The 15,214-nt window shown below is 72.2% G+C and carries 10 protein-coding genes and 1 pseudogene; 5 read left to right on the forward strand and 6 right to left on the reverse strand.

Going from position 1 to position 15,214, the window contains the following annotated elements:
- Positions 1-158: 158 nt before the first annotated feature.
- Positions 159-1,541 carry a transcriptional regulator gene (locus tag ACFYY6_RS02980; RefSeq protein ID WP_351524179.1) on the reverse strand — a complete coding sequence of 461 codons (1,383 nt, stop codon included), beginning with the start codon at positions 1,539-1,541 and terminating at the stop codon, positions 159-161.
- A 493-nt stretch (positions 1,542-2,034) separates the two neighbouring features.
- Between ACFYY6_RS02980 and ACFYY6_RS02985 the strand changes: the two are divergent.
- The 3 genes and pseudogenes from ACFYY6_RS02985 to ACFYY6_RS02995 all read left to right on the forward strand — a co-directional run.
- Positions 2,035-2,715: pseudogene (locus ACFYY6_RS02985) on the forward strand (bifunctional DNA primase/polymerase); the annotation flags it as partial.
- A gap of 171 nt (positions 2,716-2,886) precedes the next feature.
- Complete coding sequence (locus ACFYY6_RS02990) at positions 2,887-3,726, forward strand: ABC transporter ATP-binding protein (RefSeq protein WP_351524181.1); 840 nt, start codon at positions 2,887-2,889, stop codon at positions 3,724-3,726.
- Positions 3,723-5,375, forward strand: a complete 1,653-nt coding sequence (locus ACFYY6_RS02995; RefSeq protein WP_351524182.1) for a transporter — start codon at positions 3,723-3,725, stop codon at positions 5,373-5,375. The genes ACFYY6_RS02990 and ACFYY6_RS02995 overlap by 4 nt, the downstream gene beginning before the upstream one ends.
- A gap of 483 nt (positions 5,376-5,858) precedes the next feature.
- Here ACFYY6_RS02995 and ACFYY6_RS03000 read toward each other — a convergent pair whose 3' ends face one another.
- Positions 5,859-6,779, reverse strand: coding sequence for an alpha/beta hydrolase (locus ACFYY6_RS03000; protein ID WP_351524193.1), 921 nt, complete (start codon positions 6,777-6,779; stop codon positions 5,859-5,861).
- 669 nt (positions 6,780-7,448) lie between these two features.
- Positions 7,449-8,141 (reverse strand): metal-dependent transcriptional regulator, encoded by a 693-nt coding sequence (locus ACFYY6_RS03005; RefSeq protein ID WP_073785569.1) that lies wholly within the window; start codon positions 8,139-8,141, stop codon positions 7,449-7,451.
- A gap of 220 nt (positions 8,142-8,361) precedes the next feature.
- Between ACFYY6_RS03005 and ACFYY6_RS03010 the strand changes: the two genes are divergently transcribed.
- Positions 8,362-9,120, forward strand: coding sequence for an SIS domain-containing protein (locus ACFYY6_RS03010; RefSeq protein WP_351524183.1), 759 nt, complete (start codon positions 8,362-8,364; stop codon positions 9,118-9,120).
- A gap of 644 nt (positions 9,121-9,764) precedes the next feature.
- On the opposite strand, the gene pdxH is transcribed toward ACFYY6_RS03010, so the two are convergent.
- Entirely contained in the window at positions 9,765-10,391 is a 627-nt protein-coding gene (gene pdxH / locus ACFYY6_RS03015) for a pyridoxamine 5'-phosphate oxidase (protein ID WP_351524194.1), read from the reverse strand.
- Positions 10,392-10,666: 275 nt separating this feature from the next.
- Here pdxH and ACFYY6_RS03020 point away from each other — a divergent pair, with 275 nt between their 5' ends.
- Positions 10,667-11,776: a citrate synthase 2 gene (locus ACFYY6_RS03020; protein WP_351626967.1), complete on the forward strand. Its 1,110-nt coding sequence runs from the start codon at positions 10,667-10,669 to the stop codon at positions 11,774-11,776.
- 183 nt (positions 11,777-11,959) lie between these two features.
- Here ACFYY6_RS03020 and ACFYY6_RS03025 read toward each other — a convergent pair whose 3' ends face one another.
- Positions 11,960-13,567 (reverse strand): alpha/beta hydrolase, encoded by a 1,608-nt coding sequence (locus ACFYY6_RS03025; RefSeq protein WP_388650605.1) that lies wholly within the window; start codon positions 13,565-13,567, stop codon positions 11,960-11,962.
- Positions 13,568-13,614: 47 nt separating this feature from the next.
- Positions 13,615-15,174, reverse strand: coding sequence for a serine hydrolase domain-containing protein (locus tag ACFYY6_RS03030; RefSeq protein ID WP_389191374.1), 1,560 nt, complete (start codon positions 15,172-15,174; stop codon positions 13,615-13,617).
- Positions 15,175-15,214: the final 40 nt, after the last annotated feature.

The raw sequence follows: 15,214 nt of genomic DNA on the forward strand, positions 1-15,214 counted from the left end.
CACCGGCGCCCACGCGACACGGGCGAAGGACCGTCGGACAACCTGGGACAACAGGGAACGGGCACAGGGCGGCAGGCAACCGAGGCAGGACGACGCAGGCAACCGACGCGGGACGTCAGGGAAGCGACGCGGGACGGGCGCGGAACCGGCGGAGCCGGTCAGGCCGCCTGGAGCTCCAGACGCGCCCCGAACTCCCGTACTGCCGCCTCGTCCCCGTACGGGACCAGACGCTGCTGCAGGTCGTCCAGATACTCCGCGCCCCGGCTCGAACGCACCGATGCCAGCAGCTCCATGGCCCGGGTGCCGGTGTGGCAGGCCTGCTCCACCTCGCGCAACTGGACCTGGGCGGTGGCCAGAAGCACCAGCCCGATGCCACGTCGGCGCGCCCGGGACTCCGGATGACCGTCCAGGGCCTCCTTCGCCCGGCGTGCGGCGGCCTCCGCCTGGCCGAGGTCGCGGTGGCAGTGCGCCAACTCGTCGGCCAGATAGGCGTGATCGAAGTGCGCGATCCAGTCCGGGTCGTCCCCGGTGTCCGGATCGACGAGATCCATGGCCGCCGACGCCCGGCCCGCCGCGGCCTGGCAGGTGCGGGCGTCGCCGAGCAGGGCGTGGCCGCGCGCCTCCGCGGCGTGGAACATCGCCTGCGCGCGCGGGGTGACGTGCCCGCGCGCCCCCTCCTGCGCGGCCCGCGCCAGCTGCGCGATCTCCCGCGGATTGCCGAGCTGGGCGGCGAGATGACTCATCGACGCGGCCAGTACGTATCCGCCGTACGCCCGGTCGCCCGCCGCTTGGGCCAGCCGCAGTGCCTGGATGTAGTAGCGCTGGGCGAGCCCCGGCTGGCCCGTGTCGACCGCCATGTACCCGCCGAGTTCGGTGAGTCGGGCGACCGCGGCGAACAGCTGCCGTCCGACCGATTCGCGGTACGCACCCGAAAGCAGCCCGGACACCACGCTGTTCAGGTAATGCACGAGGACCGGCCGCACGTGCCCGCTGCCGAACCGGTGGTCGAGGTCGACCAGCGCGGACGTCATCGCCCTGACCGCGGCCACGTCCGACATCCCGACCCGCGCCCCGGCGGTCCGCGCCACCTGCGGGTCGGCGCCGGTGATCAGCCAGTCGCGGCTGGGTTCGACCAGGGCCGAGGAGGCGACCGTCGAACCCGAGAGGAAGTCGCGACGGCCGACGTCGCTCCGCCACAACTCACAGACCTGCTCGATCGCGCCGATGACGGTCGGGGCGAACTGGAGACCGACGCCGGACGCCAGGTTCTTGCCGTTGGCCATGCCGATCTCGTCGATCGTGACCGTACGGCCCAGTTTGCGGCCGAGCGCCTCGGCGATGATGCCCGGTGCCCTGCCGCGCGGTTGCTGTCCGCGCAGCCAACGGGCCACGGAGGTCTTGTCGTACCGCAGGTCGAGGCCGCGCTCCGCGCCGACCATGTTGACCCGGCGGGCAAGGCCGGCGTTGGAACATCCGGCTTCCTGAATGAGCGCCTGGAGCCGTTCGTTCGGCTGGCGGGCGACGAGAGGCCTGGCTGCCATGTTTCCCCCAGAGGCCGCAGAGATCGATGAGCGGATCAATGCCCGGCGATTGCACGGAAAATGCGCACATTCATCGTGTTCGTCACGTCCGTCGTATTCCTTACTGTTCCTTGCTTTTCCTTGCCGTTCCTTGTCATTACCTGTCACTCCTGTCGCCACACGACGGAGGCCGGCCGTTCCGACGATGCCGCGGGCGCCCCTCCGGCGTTGCCGCGGACGGTCGTCGCGGCCTCGCCGGTACATGGCTACCCGACCGGCCGGGCGGCGTCTCGCGCGCGCCCCCGCCCATGCATCCATGCGCCCCGTTCACCGGATCGGTACGCCGTGGCCGCGCCCGGTACGCCCGTAACCCCGGCCGGTGGCGGGAGTTGTGCCGATCATGGAAGAGCCCATCGGAGTGGAAGATCTCGTCGGAGTCCGGCAGCGGACCGGGACCGCGGAGCCCGACGACGGGCGCGTACCCGGCGGTGTCCCCGCGGCCGGCCGTGGTCACGTGCCCGGCGTGGAACGGGAGAGCGCCGGTGCCGCGCAGGCCACGCACATCCCCCTGCAAAGGGGCGGGCAACTGCTCGACGCCGCCGTGCGATACGCGGAGGAACGGCACTGGGACGTCTGTCCCGGTACCTGGCTGGAGGCGGGGGACGGCACGGAGCGGTGCTCCTGCGGCGACACCGACTGCGCCTCGCCCGGCGCCCATCCCGCCGGGGCCGACTGGGCGGAACGCGCCACCGCCAGCGGCTCTGCCGCCCGCCGGATGTGGTCCGAGCACCCGACGGCGTCGATCCTGCTGCCCACCGGCCGCTCCTTCGACGCGCTCGACGTACCGGAGTCCGCGGGCTTCCTCGCCCTGGCCCGGATGGAGCGGATGGAACTGCCGCTCGGCCCCGTCACCCGCACCCCGGACCGGCGGATGTTCTTCTTCGTCCTTCCGGGCGCGGCTTCCAAGACGGACGGCCTGGTCAGGGAGTTGGGCTGGCGGGCCGCCACGATCGACCTCGTCGGCCACGGCGAGGGCCGCTGCGTGACCGCTCCGCCGACCCGGGTCGGCGGACGCGGCGCGGTCCAGTGGGCCCGCCGCCCCACGTCCGCCCAACGCTGGCTGCCGGACGTGGAGGAGGTCATCGGCCCGCTCGCCTACGCCTGCGCGCGAGAAGCGGCCGACGCCCGGTCGCGCCTCGCACAGGCGACGACGGACCCGAGCGCGCTTCCCGTGGGCGACGACGGACCCGAGCGCGCTTCCCGTGGGCGACGACGGAGCCGAGCACACGTTTCGTAGGCAGGAGCGGACCCGCGCACACCTTTCGTAAGCTGTCCGTACAAACGGGGCGACGAAAGGCAAGGAATCATGCAGGACCGGGCACAGACCGAAAGAGAAGTCCGGCCGGGGGAAACGGGAACGGCGAGCGGAGTGCCGGTGGCACCGCCCGCCGTTCGCGTGCAGGGGCTGTGGAAGCGGTTCGGGCAGCAGACCGCGGTCGCCGGGATCGATCTCGAACTGCCCGCGGGCAAGTTCATCGGTCTGGTGGGGCCGAACGGCGCGGGCAAGACCACCACACTGTCGATGATCACCGGGCTGCTCCGCCCCGACGAGGGGCGCATAGAGATCGGCGGCCACGACGTGTGGCGCGACCCGGTCGAGGTGAAGTCCAGGATCGGCGTACTCCCGGAGGGGCTGCGCCTCTTCGAACGCCTCTCGGGGCGCGAACTCCTCGCGTACACCGGGCGACTGCGCGGGCTGCCGGGCGAGGAGGTCGACAAGCGGGCCACCCAACTCCTCGACGTCCTCGGCCTGGCGGGCTCCCAGCACAAGCTGGTCGTCGACTACTCGACCGGCATGCGGAAGAAGATCGGGCTCGCCGCCGCGCTGCTGCACAACCCCGAAGTGCTGTTCCTGGACGAGCCTTTCGAGGGCGTCGACCCGGTGTCGGCGCAGACCATCCGCGAAGTACTGGTGCGGTACACGCACTCGGGCGCGACCGTTGTCTTCTCCAGCCATGTGATGGAACTGGTGGAGTCCCTCTGCGACTGGGTGGCCGTCATGGCCGCGGGCCGGATCAGGGCCCAGGGCCCGCTGGCCGAGGTGCGCGGCGACGCACCCTCCCTGCAGAACGCCTTCCTCGAACTGGTCGGCGCGGGCTCGCGGACCGCCGGTGAGTCCCTGGACTGGCTGGGCGGCGACCGATGAGCGTGCTCGACACCCCTGCGGGAGCCGCGGCCGTCCGGCCCGCCGCGACCGGACGCACGGCGCTCGTCCCCGTCTTCGTGCGGCTCAAGCTGGCGCTGCTGCGCAACGGGCTGCGCCAGTCGGCGGGCCGGCGCGCCGCGTACATCACCTCCATCGTCTTCGCCGCGCTGTTCGCCGCGAGCCAGTTGCTCGGGCTGATCCTGCTGCGCGGGAACGCGCACGTCGACTCCGTCGTCGTGCTGACGGCCGCGGTACTGGCGGTGGCCTGGGCGGTGATGCCGCTGTTCTTCGCCGCCGGTGACGAGACGCTCGACCCGAGCCGTCTGGTGATGCTGCCGCTGCGTCCCCGTCCGCTGATCACGGCGCTGCTGGTGGCGTCGCTGATCGGGATCGGCCCGCTGTTCACGCTGTGCCTGGTGCTCGGCTCGGTCATCGCGGTGGCGCACGGGGCGGCCGGGGCGGCGTTCGCCGTGGTCGCCGCGCCGCTCGCGCTGCTGGTGTGCGTGGCCCTGGCCCGGGCCGTGGCCACGGCCAACTCCCGCCTGCTGACCTCGCGCAAGGGCCGCGACCTGGCGGTGCTCAGCGGACTGGTGATCGCGGTGGGCTTCCAGGTGGTCAACTTCGGGGCGCAGCGGCTGGGCGAGGCGGGCGGCCTGTCCGCGCTCGCGCCGGTGGCCGACGTGGTGCGCTGGCTGCCGCCCGCCTCGGCGATCGGCTCCGTGGACTCGGCCTCGCGGGGCCTCTACGGGCAGGCCGCCGCGCAGCTCCTGCTGTCCCTGGCGGCGTTCGTCCTCCTGCTGTGGCTGTGGCAGCGCAGCCTGGTGAAGCTGATGACGGCCCCCGACGGTTCGACCCTGGCCGCCGCCGCGCCGACCCGTGAGAAGGCCGGGCGGGGCGGCTTCGGGCTCGCCGCCCTGCTGCCCGCCGGACGCACCGGAACGGTGATGGAGCGCAGCCTGCGGTACATCGCCCGCGATCCGAAGACCAAGGCGTCCTGGGTCACCGCGCTGGCGGTGGGGCTGATCGTGCCGGTGGTCAACGCGCTGCAAGGCAACGGTTCGGTCTACTTCGCCTGCCTGGCCGCCGGGATGCTCGGCGTCCAGATGTACAACCAGTTCGGCCAGGACACCTCCGCGTTCTGGATGGTGGCGCTGACGATCTCCTCCCGCCGCGACGCGTACGTCGAACTGCGGGCGCGGGCGCTGGCGCTGCTGCTGATCACCCTGCCGTTCACGGCCGTGGTGACGGTGGTGACAGCGGCGATGGTCGGCGACTGGACGGCATTCCCCGGGGCGCTGGGGCTGTCGTTCGCCCTGCTGGGCGGGATGCTGGGGACGGGCGCGGTGTCCTCGGCGCTGTTCCCGTACTCGATTCCGCAGGACGGGGCGTTCAAGAACGTGGCTCCGGGACAGGCCGGACTCGCCTGGATCTCGATCTTCGGCGGCATGATCTCGGCCATGGTCCTGGGAGCGCCCGTGATCACGGCGACGGTCTGGCTGAGCGTCACCGACCGGCACGAGTGGCTGTGGGCGCTGCTGCCCGCGGGCGTGGTGTACGGGGCGCTGATCCTCTGGGCGGGGCTGCGGCTCGCCGCACCGCGCACGGCGGACCGGCTCCCGGAGATCCTGGCGGCGGTCAGCAAGGGCTAGTGCCGCATCAGGCAACGTTCGCCCCGTCGCGACGCCCGGCACGCCCTCTCGCCGCACCGGCCGAAATCCCAAGTACATCCAGTACGAGGGCTTCCGGCCGGCACACCGAGAGCACGTACCGGACGCGCTCCTTGACGGGCAAACGTTGCCTGCCGCGGCACTAGGTGTTCTGTCCAACTGTCGCCTGCCGTGCGGCACCCGGTCCGCACGCTCGCGGCATTGTCGGAGTCGTCCCCGTACATCCGGTACGAGGGCGATTTTCCTCCTTGCGATCACGCACACCGGACGCCGAACTGCCCGGCTTCCGGCCGAACGACGCCGCCTTGACGACAGACCCTGGAGCCGGGGTCGTCACGGCCCGCTGCCCAGGTCCGGCACGTCACGGGCCGGCCCGGGTGCGCCCTGGGCCGGCCCCGACACTCCCGGCCCGGGCCCGGATCCGGGGCCGGGCCGTCAACGGTCCTCAGATCCGCCATGGCCCGCTCAGTCCGTCAGGGCCCGCTCACCGGGAGGCGAGTTCGTGGAGTCGCCGTCGCCCCGGGGGCCCTCGGCAAACCGCTCCAGGAACGGCTGGACCGCCGCGCGCCAGCCCTCCGGCTGGTCGTAGTGGACGAGGTGACCGGCGTCGGCCACCTCCGCGTACTGCCCGCGCGGAAGCACGCGGACCATCTCCTGAGCCTCCGCCCGGCCGAGCACCCCGTCGATGCCCCGGAGCACCAGGGCCGGGCAACGGACCTGGGCCAGCTCCTCCCAGTGCGCGTCGAACACCCAGGTCGCACGGGACCGGAGCATCTGGCGGCGGGAGAAGACGGGCCGCCAGCCGTCCGCCCGCTCGGCCATCACCTCGGCGAAGAAGTCGCCGCGCGCCGGGTTGGGCCGCTCCACCCGGGGGTCGTCCTCCCCGAACCACTTCCGTACGTCGGAGAGCGTCGCGAACGGCACCGGCCAGGACGCGAACCACTCCTCCCACTCCCGCTGCGAGGCCGCACCGAGCGCGGAGGCCCGCATGTCGCAGATGACCAGGGCCCGGACCAGGTCCGGGCGCTTCGCGGCGACCTGCCAGGCGGTGAGCGCCCCCATGGCATGCCCGACGAGGGTGACGGGGGCGAGTCCGAGCTGTTCGATCGCCGCCTCGGCGTCCGCAACGTACGCGTCCCGGGTGTACGGGCCCTCGGCCGGCTTCTCGCTGCGGCCGTGACCCCGCTGGTCGAGGCCCACCGCGCGGTACCGCGCGGCGAGCCAGCGGCTGGTCGACGCCCAGTGCGCGGCCCGGCCCATCAGGCCGTGGAGCAGGAGTACGCCGGGGGGCCGCTCGCCCTCCGCGCCCCCTTTGGGCGGTTCGGCGAACTCCCAGGCCGCGAGACGTACGCCATCGGCCCCGGTCACATCGATGCGCCGCGCCATAGGTTCTGGCACCCCCTTCTCGTCCTCGATCACCGCTCGGTCCCGCTCGATCACCGTGTGGTCACACGCACGCAGACTATCGAACCTTTATTCGAAAACGGGGTTCCGCCGACCAACACCCCTCGTTCGAGTGACCGGCCCCGAGGGTTGGCGCCGATGTCGGAGGGGAGACCTTCCCCGGGAGGCGGGCCACTCGGGGATGAGGGCCCGTGGGGACCGACCCTGGGAGCTCGGGGCTCCGGGTCGAAGCAGGGGAGGACAGGCCCCGGCGTCCGCAGGCGCCGGGGCCCTCTGCTGTTCGGGCCGAGCGGACCCGTCGGGCCGGACGCGCCAGGAGACCGGACGGGCTGGATGCGCCGAAGAGGCCGGACGTGCCGGGCGGGCCGCATGGAGGGGACAGGACAGACGTGCTGGGTGGGGCGGACGTGCCAGTTCGACGGGCGCATGCGCCTGCTCCCTCCCCGGCCGCGCGGCCGAGTGCCGACACTCTCAGGCATGCCTGGAGCCACAGCCTGGCACGTGCCCCGTCCAAGCGCTGCGGTCCGGACGGAAAAACAAAAAAAGCGAATGCCAAAACAGAAAAGCGGACGCCGGGCTCCGCTCCGGCGTCCTGTCGAGGTACGGCACCCGGTGCGGCCGAGGGGATCCCCCGGCCGCACCGGTCACGACTCAGCGCTTGCCCACGAACACGTGCGAGGCGATCTCGGCATCCAGCTCCGCGGCCTCCCCGCTGCTGCCGACCAGCACCCCGCCGGGCGACTGGGTCACGCTGACCACGGAACCGGGCTGCACGCCCGCCCTCCGCAGCGTGTACATCAGCTGGGCGTCCGTCTGGATCGGCTCACCGATCCGGCGCACGACCACGGTCTTGCCCTCGGCCCCCGGGTCGAGCTCGGACAGGCTCACCATGCCCTCGTCGAGGAACGGGTCGGCCTCGGCCTTCTCGCCCAACTCCTCCAGGCCCGGGATCGGGTTCCCGTACGGGGACTCCGTGGGGTGGCGCAGCAGCTCCAGGACCCGCCGCTCCACCGCCTCGCTCATCACGTGCTCCCACCGGCACGCCTCGGCGTGGACCTGCTCCCACTCCAGCCCGATGACGTCGACGAGCAGGCATTCGGCGAGCCGGTGCTTGCGCATGACGCGAGTGGCGAGGCGGCGCCCCTCACCGGTCAGCTCCAGATGGCGGTCGCCCGCCACCTGCACCAGGCCGTCGCGCTCCATCCGCGCCACCGTCTGGCTGACGGTCGGGCCGCTCTGGTCCAGCCGTTCCGCAATCCGGGCGCGCATGGGGACCACGCCTTCCTCTTCGAGTTCGAGGATGGTGCGGAGATACATCTCCGTGGTGTCGATCAGTCCGGACATTCGTGCCCCTCGGTGCTGTGACAGGAAAACGTCGTGCGCTGGCCCTGCACCAATTCTGACGCATACCGCTGACAACCGTGCCGAGCCGGTCGAACAGCATGCGGTGAAGCGGCGGAGACGGTATTGACAGGCCACTGGTCCAGACCGCAACGTGATCCGCGGCACGACACCCCATGGACATCCCGTGAACACTTCTCCCCCTGCGGAAAGGGTCTCCTCGATGAGCGACAGCAAGCCGGCCGGTCAGTTCTTCGACGCCGCGATCGGCCTGCTGGAGCGCGTGCGCGACGAGGAGTCCGGGAACATCGCGGCGGCCGGTGCCGCGATCGCCGACACCGTCGCCGCAGGCGGCCGGCTCTTCGCCTTCGGCGCCGGGCACTCCTCGCTGCCCGCACAGGACGTCGTCTACCGGGCGGGCGGGCTCGCCCTGATGAACCTGCTGACGGTACCGGGGACGGTCGGCGTCGACGTCATGCCCGCGACCCTCGGCTCGGCCCTGGAGCGGGTCGACGGTCTGGCGGGCGCGGTGCTCGACTCCAGCCCCGCCCGGGAGGGCGACCTCCTCGTGATCATCTCGCTCTCCGGGCGCAACGCGCTCCCGGTGGAGATGGCGATGAACGCGCGGGCCCTCGGGCTGAAGGTCGTCGGTGTCACGTCAGTGGCATACGCGGAGGGCACCCGGTCCCGGCACTCCTCGGGCGGCTTCCTGCGGGACCACTGCGACATCGTGCTCGACAGCAAGATCGCCATCGGCGACGCGGAACTGACCACCGAGGGCATCGAGGCGCCGTTCGCGCCCGCGTCGACCGTGGTCACCAGCGCGATCATGCAGGCCATGATGGCCGCCGCCGCGGAGCGGCTCGTGGCGCGCGGCATCGAGCCGCCGCTGCTGCGGTCCGGCAACGTGGACGGTGGCCACGAATGGAACGGACGCGTGATGACGGAGTACCGGGACCGCATCTTCTACCGCCACGGCTGATCCCGCCACGGCCGATCCCGCCACGGCCGATCCCGCCACGGCCGGTCCTGTCATGGCCGATCCCGCCGCGGCCGGTCCTGTCATGGCCGGCCCCGCCGCGGCTTGCCGGGCGTGGCGGGACCGGCCCGATCCGGCTCCCGGCCACCGGCGCCCGGCTTCGGGCCCCGGCTTCCGGCTTCCCAGTTCTCCGCCGCCGAAATAAATGGGTTGAGCCCCGCTCCACGCCTTCATAGGCTGCTGCCACACGTGAAAGGAGGTGTTCCGAAAAGTGATTTCTTCTCGGACTCGTGAGGTGGCTGCGGGCTGACGCCCGTTGCCGCGCTCTTCGCAGTGCAGGCCGGTCATCGGCCAATCCCAAGCAGTCACCGACCCGCAGGCTCGCCGGTAAGTCCGGCCGGCTCCTCCGTGAGGAGGGACCAGAGCCTGCGGGTTTCTGCGTTTCCGCCGCGGAACGCCCGCCGCGCGGCGTGCCGCCAGGGCCTGTTCCGAGTTCGTCCGGGGAGCAAGCAGCGGCGTCCGGTGCGGTCGAATCCAGGGCGGAGAAGGGAGTCGACGCGGGGCGTCGGCGAACGACGACGACGCGGGAGGCCACGGTGCCGGACGCCGCGACGCCGCGACGCCGCGGGCGAACTCGGAACAGACCCTCAAGGGCAGAGGCGCTCGACGCGCCAGCTCTCGCCCTCGCGCACGTACCTCAGCCGGTCGTGCAGCCGGTTCTCATGGCCCTGCCAGAACTCGATCGTGGCGGGGACGACACGGAAGCCGCCCCAGTGCGGGGGCGCGGGGACGTGTTCGCCCTCGGGGTAGCGGGCGGCCAGTTCCTCGTAGCGTGCGATCAGTTCGGTGCGGGTGCCGATCACGGTGGACTGGGCGCTCGCCCAGGCACCGAGCTGGGAGCCGTGCGGGCGGGTACGGAAGTAGGCCACGGTCTCCTCGCGGCCGACACGGGACGCGGTGCCGGTGACGATGACCTGGCGGGCCATGGGGTGCCAGGGGAAAAGCAGCGAGACGTGCGGGTTGGCGGCCAGCTCGCGGCCCTTGCGGGACTCGTAGTTGGTGAAGAAGACGAAGCCGCGGTCGTCGTACTTCTTCAGCAGCACCGTGCGGGAGGAAGGCCGGCCGTCGGGCGTTGCCGTGGAGACCACCATGGCGTTGGGCTCGTACAGCAGCCCTCCGACGGCGACCTGCCGGAACCAGTGGGCGAACTGCTGCATCGGGTCGGCGGCCAGCGAGTCCTCGGTGAAGGGCTCGGAGCGGTACTGCTCGCGCATCGCGGCCGGATCGGTGATGGAATCGGAAGGTGAGTCTGCGGTGGGCACGGGGTCATCCTGCCGCAGCGGTCGGCCCCGCCCGGCAAGGAGGGGCGCCCGTCCAGCCCGGGAAGATCCGCGGGGAAGGCGTCCGGCCTGCGAGGAGGGCAACTGTCCGTCATCGGTGATTAGGGGAGCTGTGCCGGATGTCACGCTTCCCCGAGTCGTGGGGACCCGCCAATATCTTGGGGCAGGCCACTGTGGCCTCCGCACAGCCGTCGACCGAGGGAGCCGCCATGTCCGACTTCGTACCGGGACTAGAGGGAGTCGTCGCCTTCGAGACGGAGATCGCCGAACCGGACAAGGCCGGCGGTTCGCTGCGCTACCGCGGGGTCGACATCGAGGACCTGGTCGGTCATGTCTCGTTCGGAAACGTCTGGGGGCTGCTGGTCGACGGAGCGTTCAGTCCGGGTCTGCCGCCGGCCGAGCCGTTCCCGATCCCGGTGCACTCCGGTGACATCCGGGTCGATGTGCAGGCCGCGCTGGCGATGCTCGCCCCGGTGTGGGGGTTGCGGCCGCTGCTCGACATCGACGAGCGCACGGCGCGTGACGACCTGGCGCGGGCGGCGGTGATGGCGTTGTCCTACGTCGCCCAGTCGGCTCGCGGGCAGGGTCGGCCGATGGTGCCGCAGAGTCAGATCGACAAGGCCGGTTCCGTGGTCGAACGGTTCATGATCCGCTGGCGCGGCGAGCCGGACCCCAAGCACGTGAAGGCCGTGGACGCGTACTGGACATCGGCCGCCGAGCACGGCATGAACGCCTCCACGTTCACCGCGCGGGTCATCGCGTCGACCGGCGCCGATGTGGCCGCCGCGCTGTCGGGCGCGGTCGGCGCGATGTCAGGGCCGCTGCACGGCGGCGCCCCTTCCCGGGTCCTCGGCATGATCGAGGAGATCGAGCGGACCGGGGACGCCACCACGTACGTCAAGCGGGCCCTGGACCGGGGCGAGCGGCTGATGGGCTTCGGCCACCGGGTCTACCGGGCGGAGGACCCCCGGGCCCGTGTCCTGCGGCGCACCGCCGAGGAGCTGGGCGCGCCGCGCTTCGAGGTGGCGCGGGCGCTGGAGAAGGCCGCGTTGGAGGAACTGCACGCGCGGCGCCCGGACCGGGTGCTGGCGACGAACGTGGAGTTCTGGGCAGCGATCGTGCTGGACTTCGCGGAGGTACCGGCGCACATGTTCACGTCGATGTTCACGTGCGCGCGCACGGCGGGCTGGTCGGCCCACATCCTGGAGCAGAAGCGGACGGGCCGACTGGTGCGGCCCACCGCCCGGTACATCGGGCCCGGACCGCGCGACCCCCGGTCGATCGAGGGGTACGAACAGCTCGGGGACCTGGGCAACTGAGCCCTGGGCCGCGGTGAGGGCGGGACGGACCATGCCGGGCGGGACGCGAGCCTGGGCGGGGCCCGAACCCACCCGGCCCCGGACCTGCCCAAGGCCCGGCCCGCCCGGAGGGCCGGGACTGCCGGGGCCGGGACTGCCGGGGCCGGGGCTGACCGGGCGGGGCCGGGGTTGTCGGACGTTCCGTCAGTCCTGGCGGCCCGTCGTCCGCTTGGCGCAGGTCCGGTCCTTCGCGGGCAGCTTTCCGGTGGCCAGGTAACGGTTGACCTGGTCGTCGACGCAGGCGTTGCCGTAGTCGCCGTAGATCCCGTGGCGGTTGGCTCCCGTGAGGGTGATCAGCTTGGAGCTCGGCAGCTCGCGATGCAGCTTGAGGGAGCTGCGGTACGTGGTGCGCGGGTCGCCGGTGGCGGCCACGATCAGCGCCGGGACGTCGTGGCGCACCTGGGTGGGCTCCTCACGGGGCCGGTCCCAGAAGGCGCACGGCGTGATGTTCTCCGTCATGGGGCCGAACCGCGGGTGGGCGGCGCGGCTGCGCTCGACGTCCCGCCAGTAGCTCTCGGGGTTCCGGGGCGCGGCCCTGTCCCCGCAGAGGATCGCGGTCTGCACGCTGCCGGTCGGCGAATTGTCGCCGGTCAGCACGTGCCGCAGGCTTTCGGTGAATGCCGGTGACGGCCGGGTGGGCTTCCCCTCCGCCGCCTCGGACAGCACGGAGACGGCCGCGGCGAGTTCGGCCCGGGACGCGTCGCTGTCGTCCGAGAGCATCATGAAGAGGAGAAGCGGCACGTGGGAGGCGTCGACCCGGTACGAGTCACTGCTGGTGCCGATGGTGAGTGGCCGGCGGGATGCCGCCTCGACGACGCGGTCGACGGTGGCGAGGACCTGATCGCGGGTGCGGCCGAAGTGGTAGGTGGTGTCCCGGGAGGCGGCCCAGCCGGCCCAGTCCGCGAGCGCCTGTTCGTTCTCGGACACCGCGTCCCGCAGCAGCCCGGGGCCGTAGTCCTGTGGGGAGATCGCCCCGTCGAGCACCATCCGGTCGTAGCGGCCGGGGAACATCTGGCTGTAGACGGTGCCCAGGTAGGTGCCGTACGAGTAGCCCAGGTAGGAGATCTTCCGCTCACCCAGCGCGCCCCGGATGACGTCCATGTCGCGGGCGGTGTTGCGGGTGGTGACATGTGGCAGCACGGACGCGTTGGTGGCCCGGCACTTGTCGGAGAGGTCCTTCTGGAAGGCGACCTGGCGGTCGAAGCCCGCCCGGTCGGGCCCGGCCGAGCGGAAGAAGATGCCAGTGGGCCAACCGCAGTCGAGCGGGGTGCTGCGGCCGACGAAGCGGGGGTCGAAGCCGATGATGTCGTAGCGTGCGCCGACGTCCTTCATCGCCTTCCGCATGAGCGGCGGGGTATCGACGGCGGTGCCGCCGGGGCCGCCGAAGTTGAGCAGCATCGTGCCGATGCGGTGGCGGCTGTCGGTGGCCTTCAGCCGGGACATGGCCACGGTTATCGTGCGACCGTCGGGCTTGGCGTAGTCGAGCGGCACGGTCACGTCCGCGCACTGGGCCCCGGCCTCGTCCAGCTCACGGCCCACCGTGTCGTCGGGGCCCGTGACGCAGCTGCCCCAGGCGAGGTGCTGCCGGTGGTAGCGGTCAAGGCCGGCCCCGGTGGCGGTATCGGTGCCCGTGGTCGCGGTGGCGGTGTTCGTCCCGCGGTCGGTCACCGGGGCAGCCGCGGCCGTGGCCAGCGCGGAGGACGCGGTGACGCAGGCGGCCAGGGCGAGGCCGACGGCGGAGGCTCGACGCACGGCCCCGGCCGGACTCGTCGAACTGGGCAAGCGATTGTTCGAGGCGTTCACTCTGTCTCCCTGAGCTGGTCGGTGCTGTTGCCGGTGGTGTTCTCAGTGCCGGTGGTGTTCTCAGTGCCGGTGGTGTTCTCAGTGCCGGTGGTGCTGTCGGTGCCGGTGGTGCTGTCGGTGCCGGTGGTGCTGTCGGTGCCGGTGGTGCTGTCGGTGCTGCTCGCGTGCGGGGCACGGTCGGCGGGGCAGAGGCCGACGTCCACGGCGGCGAGGAAGTCCGCCTCGGCCTCCTGGCTGTCGGGCACCTTGTTGAGGGCGAGGGCGATGCCGCGTCCGTCGGGACCGATCGCCCCGAGCGCGCGATGTCCGCCGGGCACCGTCCCGCCGTGCCCCCACCACATGCCGCCGCACGTCAGCGGGGAGGCGATCAGGCCGAGGCCGTAACGGGCGCCGGGCCACAGCCGTTCGGGGTCGGCGGGGACGGTGCGCTTCATCTCTGCGAGCCCGTGCGCGGACACCAGCCGCCCGCCGAACAGGCCGCGGAAGAACCGGTTCACATCGCCGGGCGTGGAAACCAGCGCCCCGCCCGCGCCTCCGAAGGTCATGTTCCACTCGGTGCCGTCGGACAACGAGGTGCCGTCGGACAGCGGGGCACCATCGGACGACGAAGTGGTGTCCGGCCGTGCGGCGTCCGCCGAGCCTGCGGCGGGGAAGTAGCTGCGCGAGTGCGGGCCCCGGATACGGGTGCGGTCGCCGGGCCAGTACGTGTCGCGCAGGCCGAGCGGCTCGATGATCCGGCGGCGCACCTCCGCCTCGACGCCGTGCCCGGTGACCTTCTCGACGATCATCCCGGCGATGACGGAGTTGGTGGTCGAGTAGTGCCACTCAGTGGCGGGACGCGGCATCGCCAGCGCGGTCGCGACCAGTTCCCGGGGCTCGAAATGGCGGAACCGCCACTCGTCGACGGGCCGCTCGACGATCGCCTCGGTGTAGTCGGGGAGCCCGCTGGTGTGCTGGAGGAGCTGCCGCACGGTGATCGTGCGGCCGTCGTGGCCGTTGCCCCGGATCAGTCCGGGGAGGTAGCGCTCGACCGGGTCGTCCAGGCCGATCCGGCCCTCGTCGGCGAGCTGTACGACGACGGTGGCGGTGAAGGTCTTGGTGACGCTGCCGATCCGCAGCCGGTCCGCGGCGCGCATCGGCCGGCCGGTGTGCAGGTCCGCGACGCCGCGTTCCGCCGTCCACCGACCGCAGTCCCGACCGATGACCTCGGCGGCCACACCCGGTATGACGTGCCGGGTGACGAGGGTGTCCAGGGAGCGCCCGAGGGCCGTGCGCGCCGCATCGCAACCGTTCGGTGCGTCGGTCGCCCGGTGCGCTGCGGTGGTGCGCTGGGCCGCTCTCGCCTCGTCGGCCGCACCCGAAGCACGCGCCGCACCCGACGCGTTCGCCGCCGGGACGGCGACCGCCAGCAGGGCCGAGGCCGCCACCAGCACCGTCGCGCGGCGCGCCGTACGACTCGTTCCGGCGCGGTGCCGAACTCTGGCGGAGAACTGAATTCCGGCGGAGCGCGGGTTTCCGAGGTGGTTCCTGGTTGCTCTACTCTGTTCGTGTCTCACGCCTATTGACGCTAGGCACGCGAACCCCGCTGATCACTCC

This window comes from Streptomyces sp. NPDC001750 (assembly GCF_042892615.1).
In the GTDB taxonomy this organism is placed as follows: domain Bacteria; phylum Actinomycetota; class Actinomycetes; order Streptomycetales; family Streptomycetaceae; genus Streptomyces.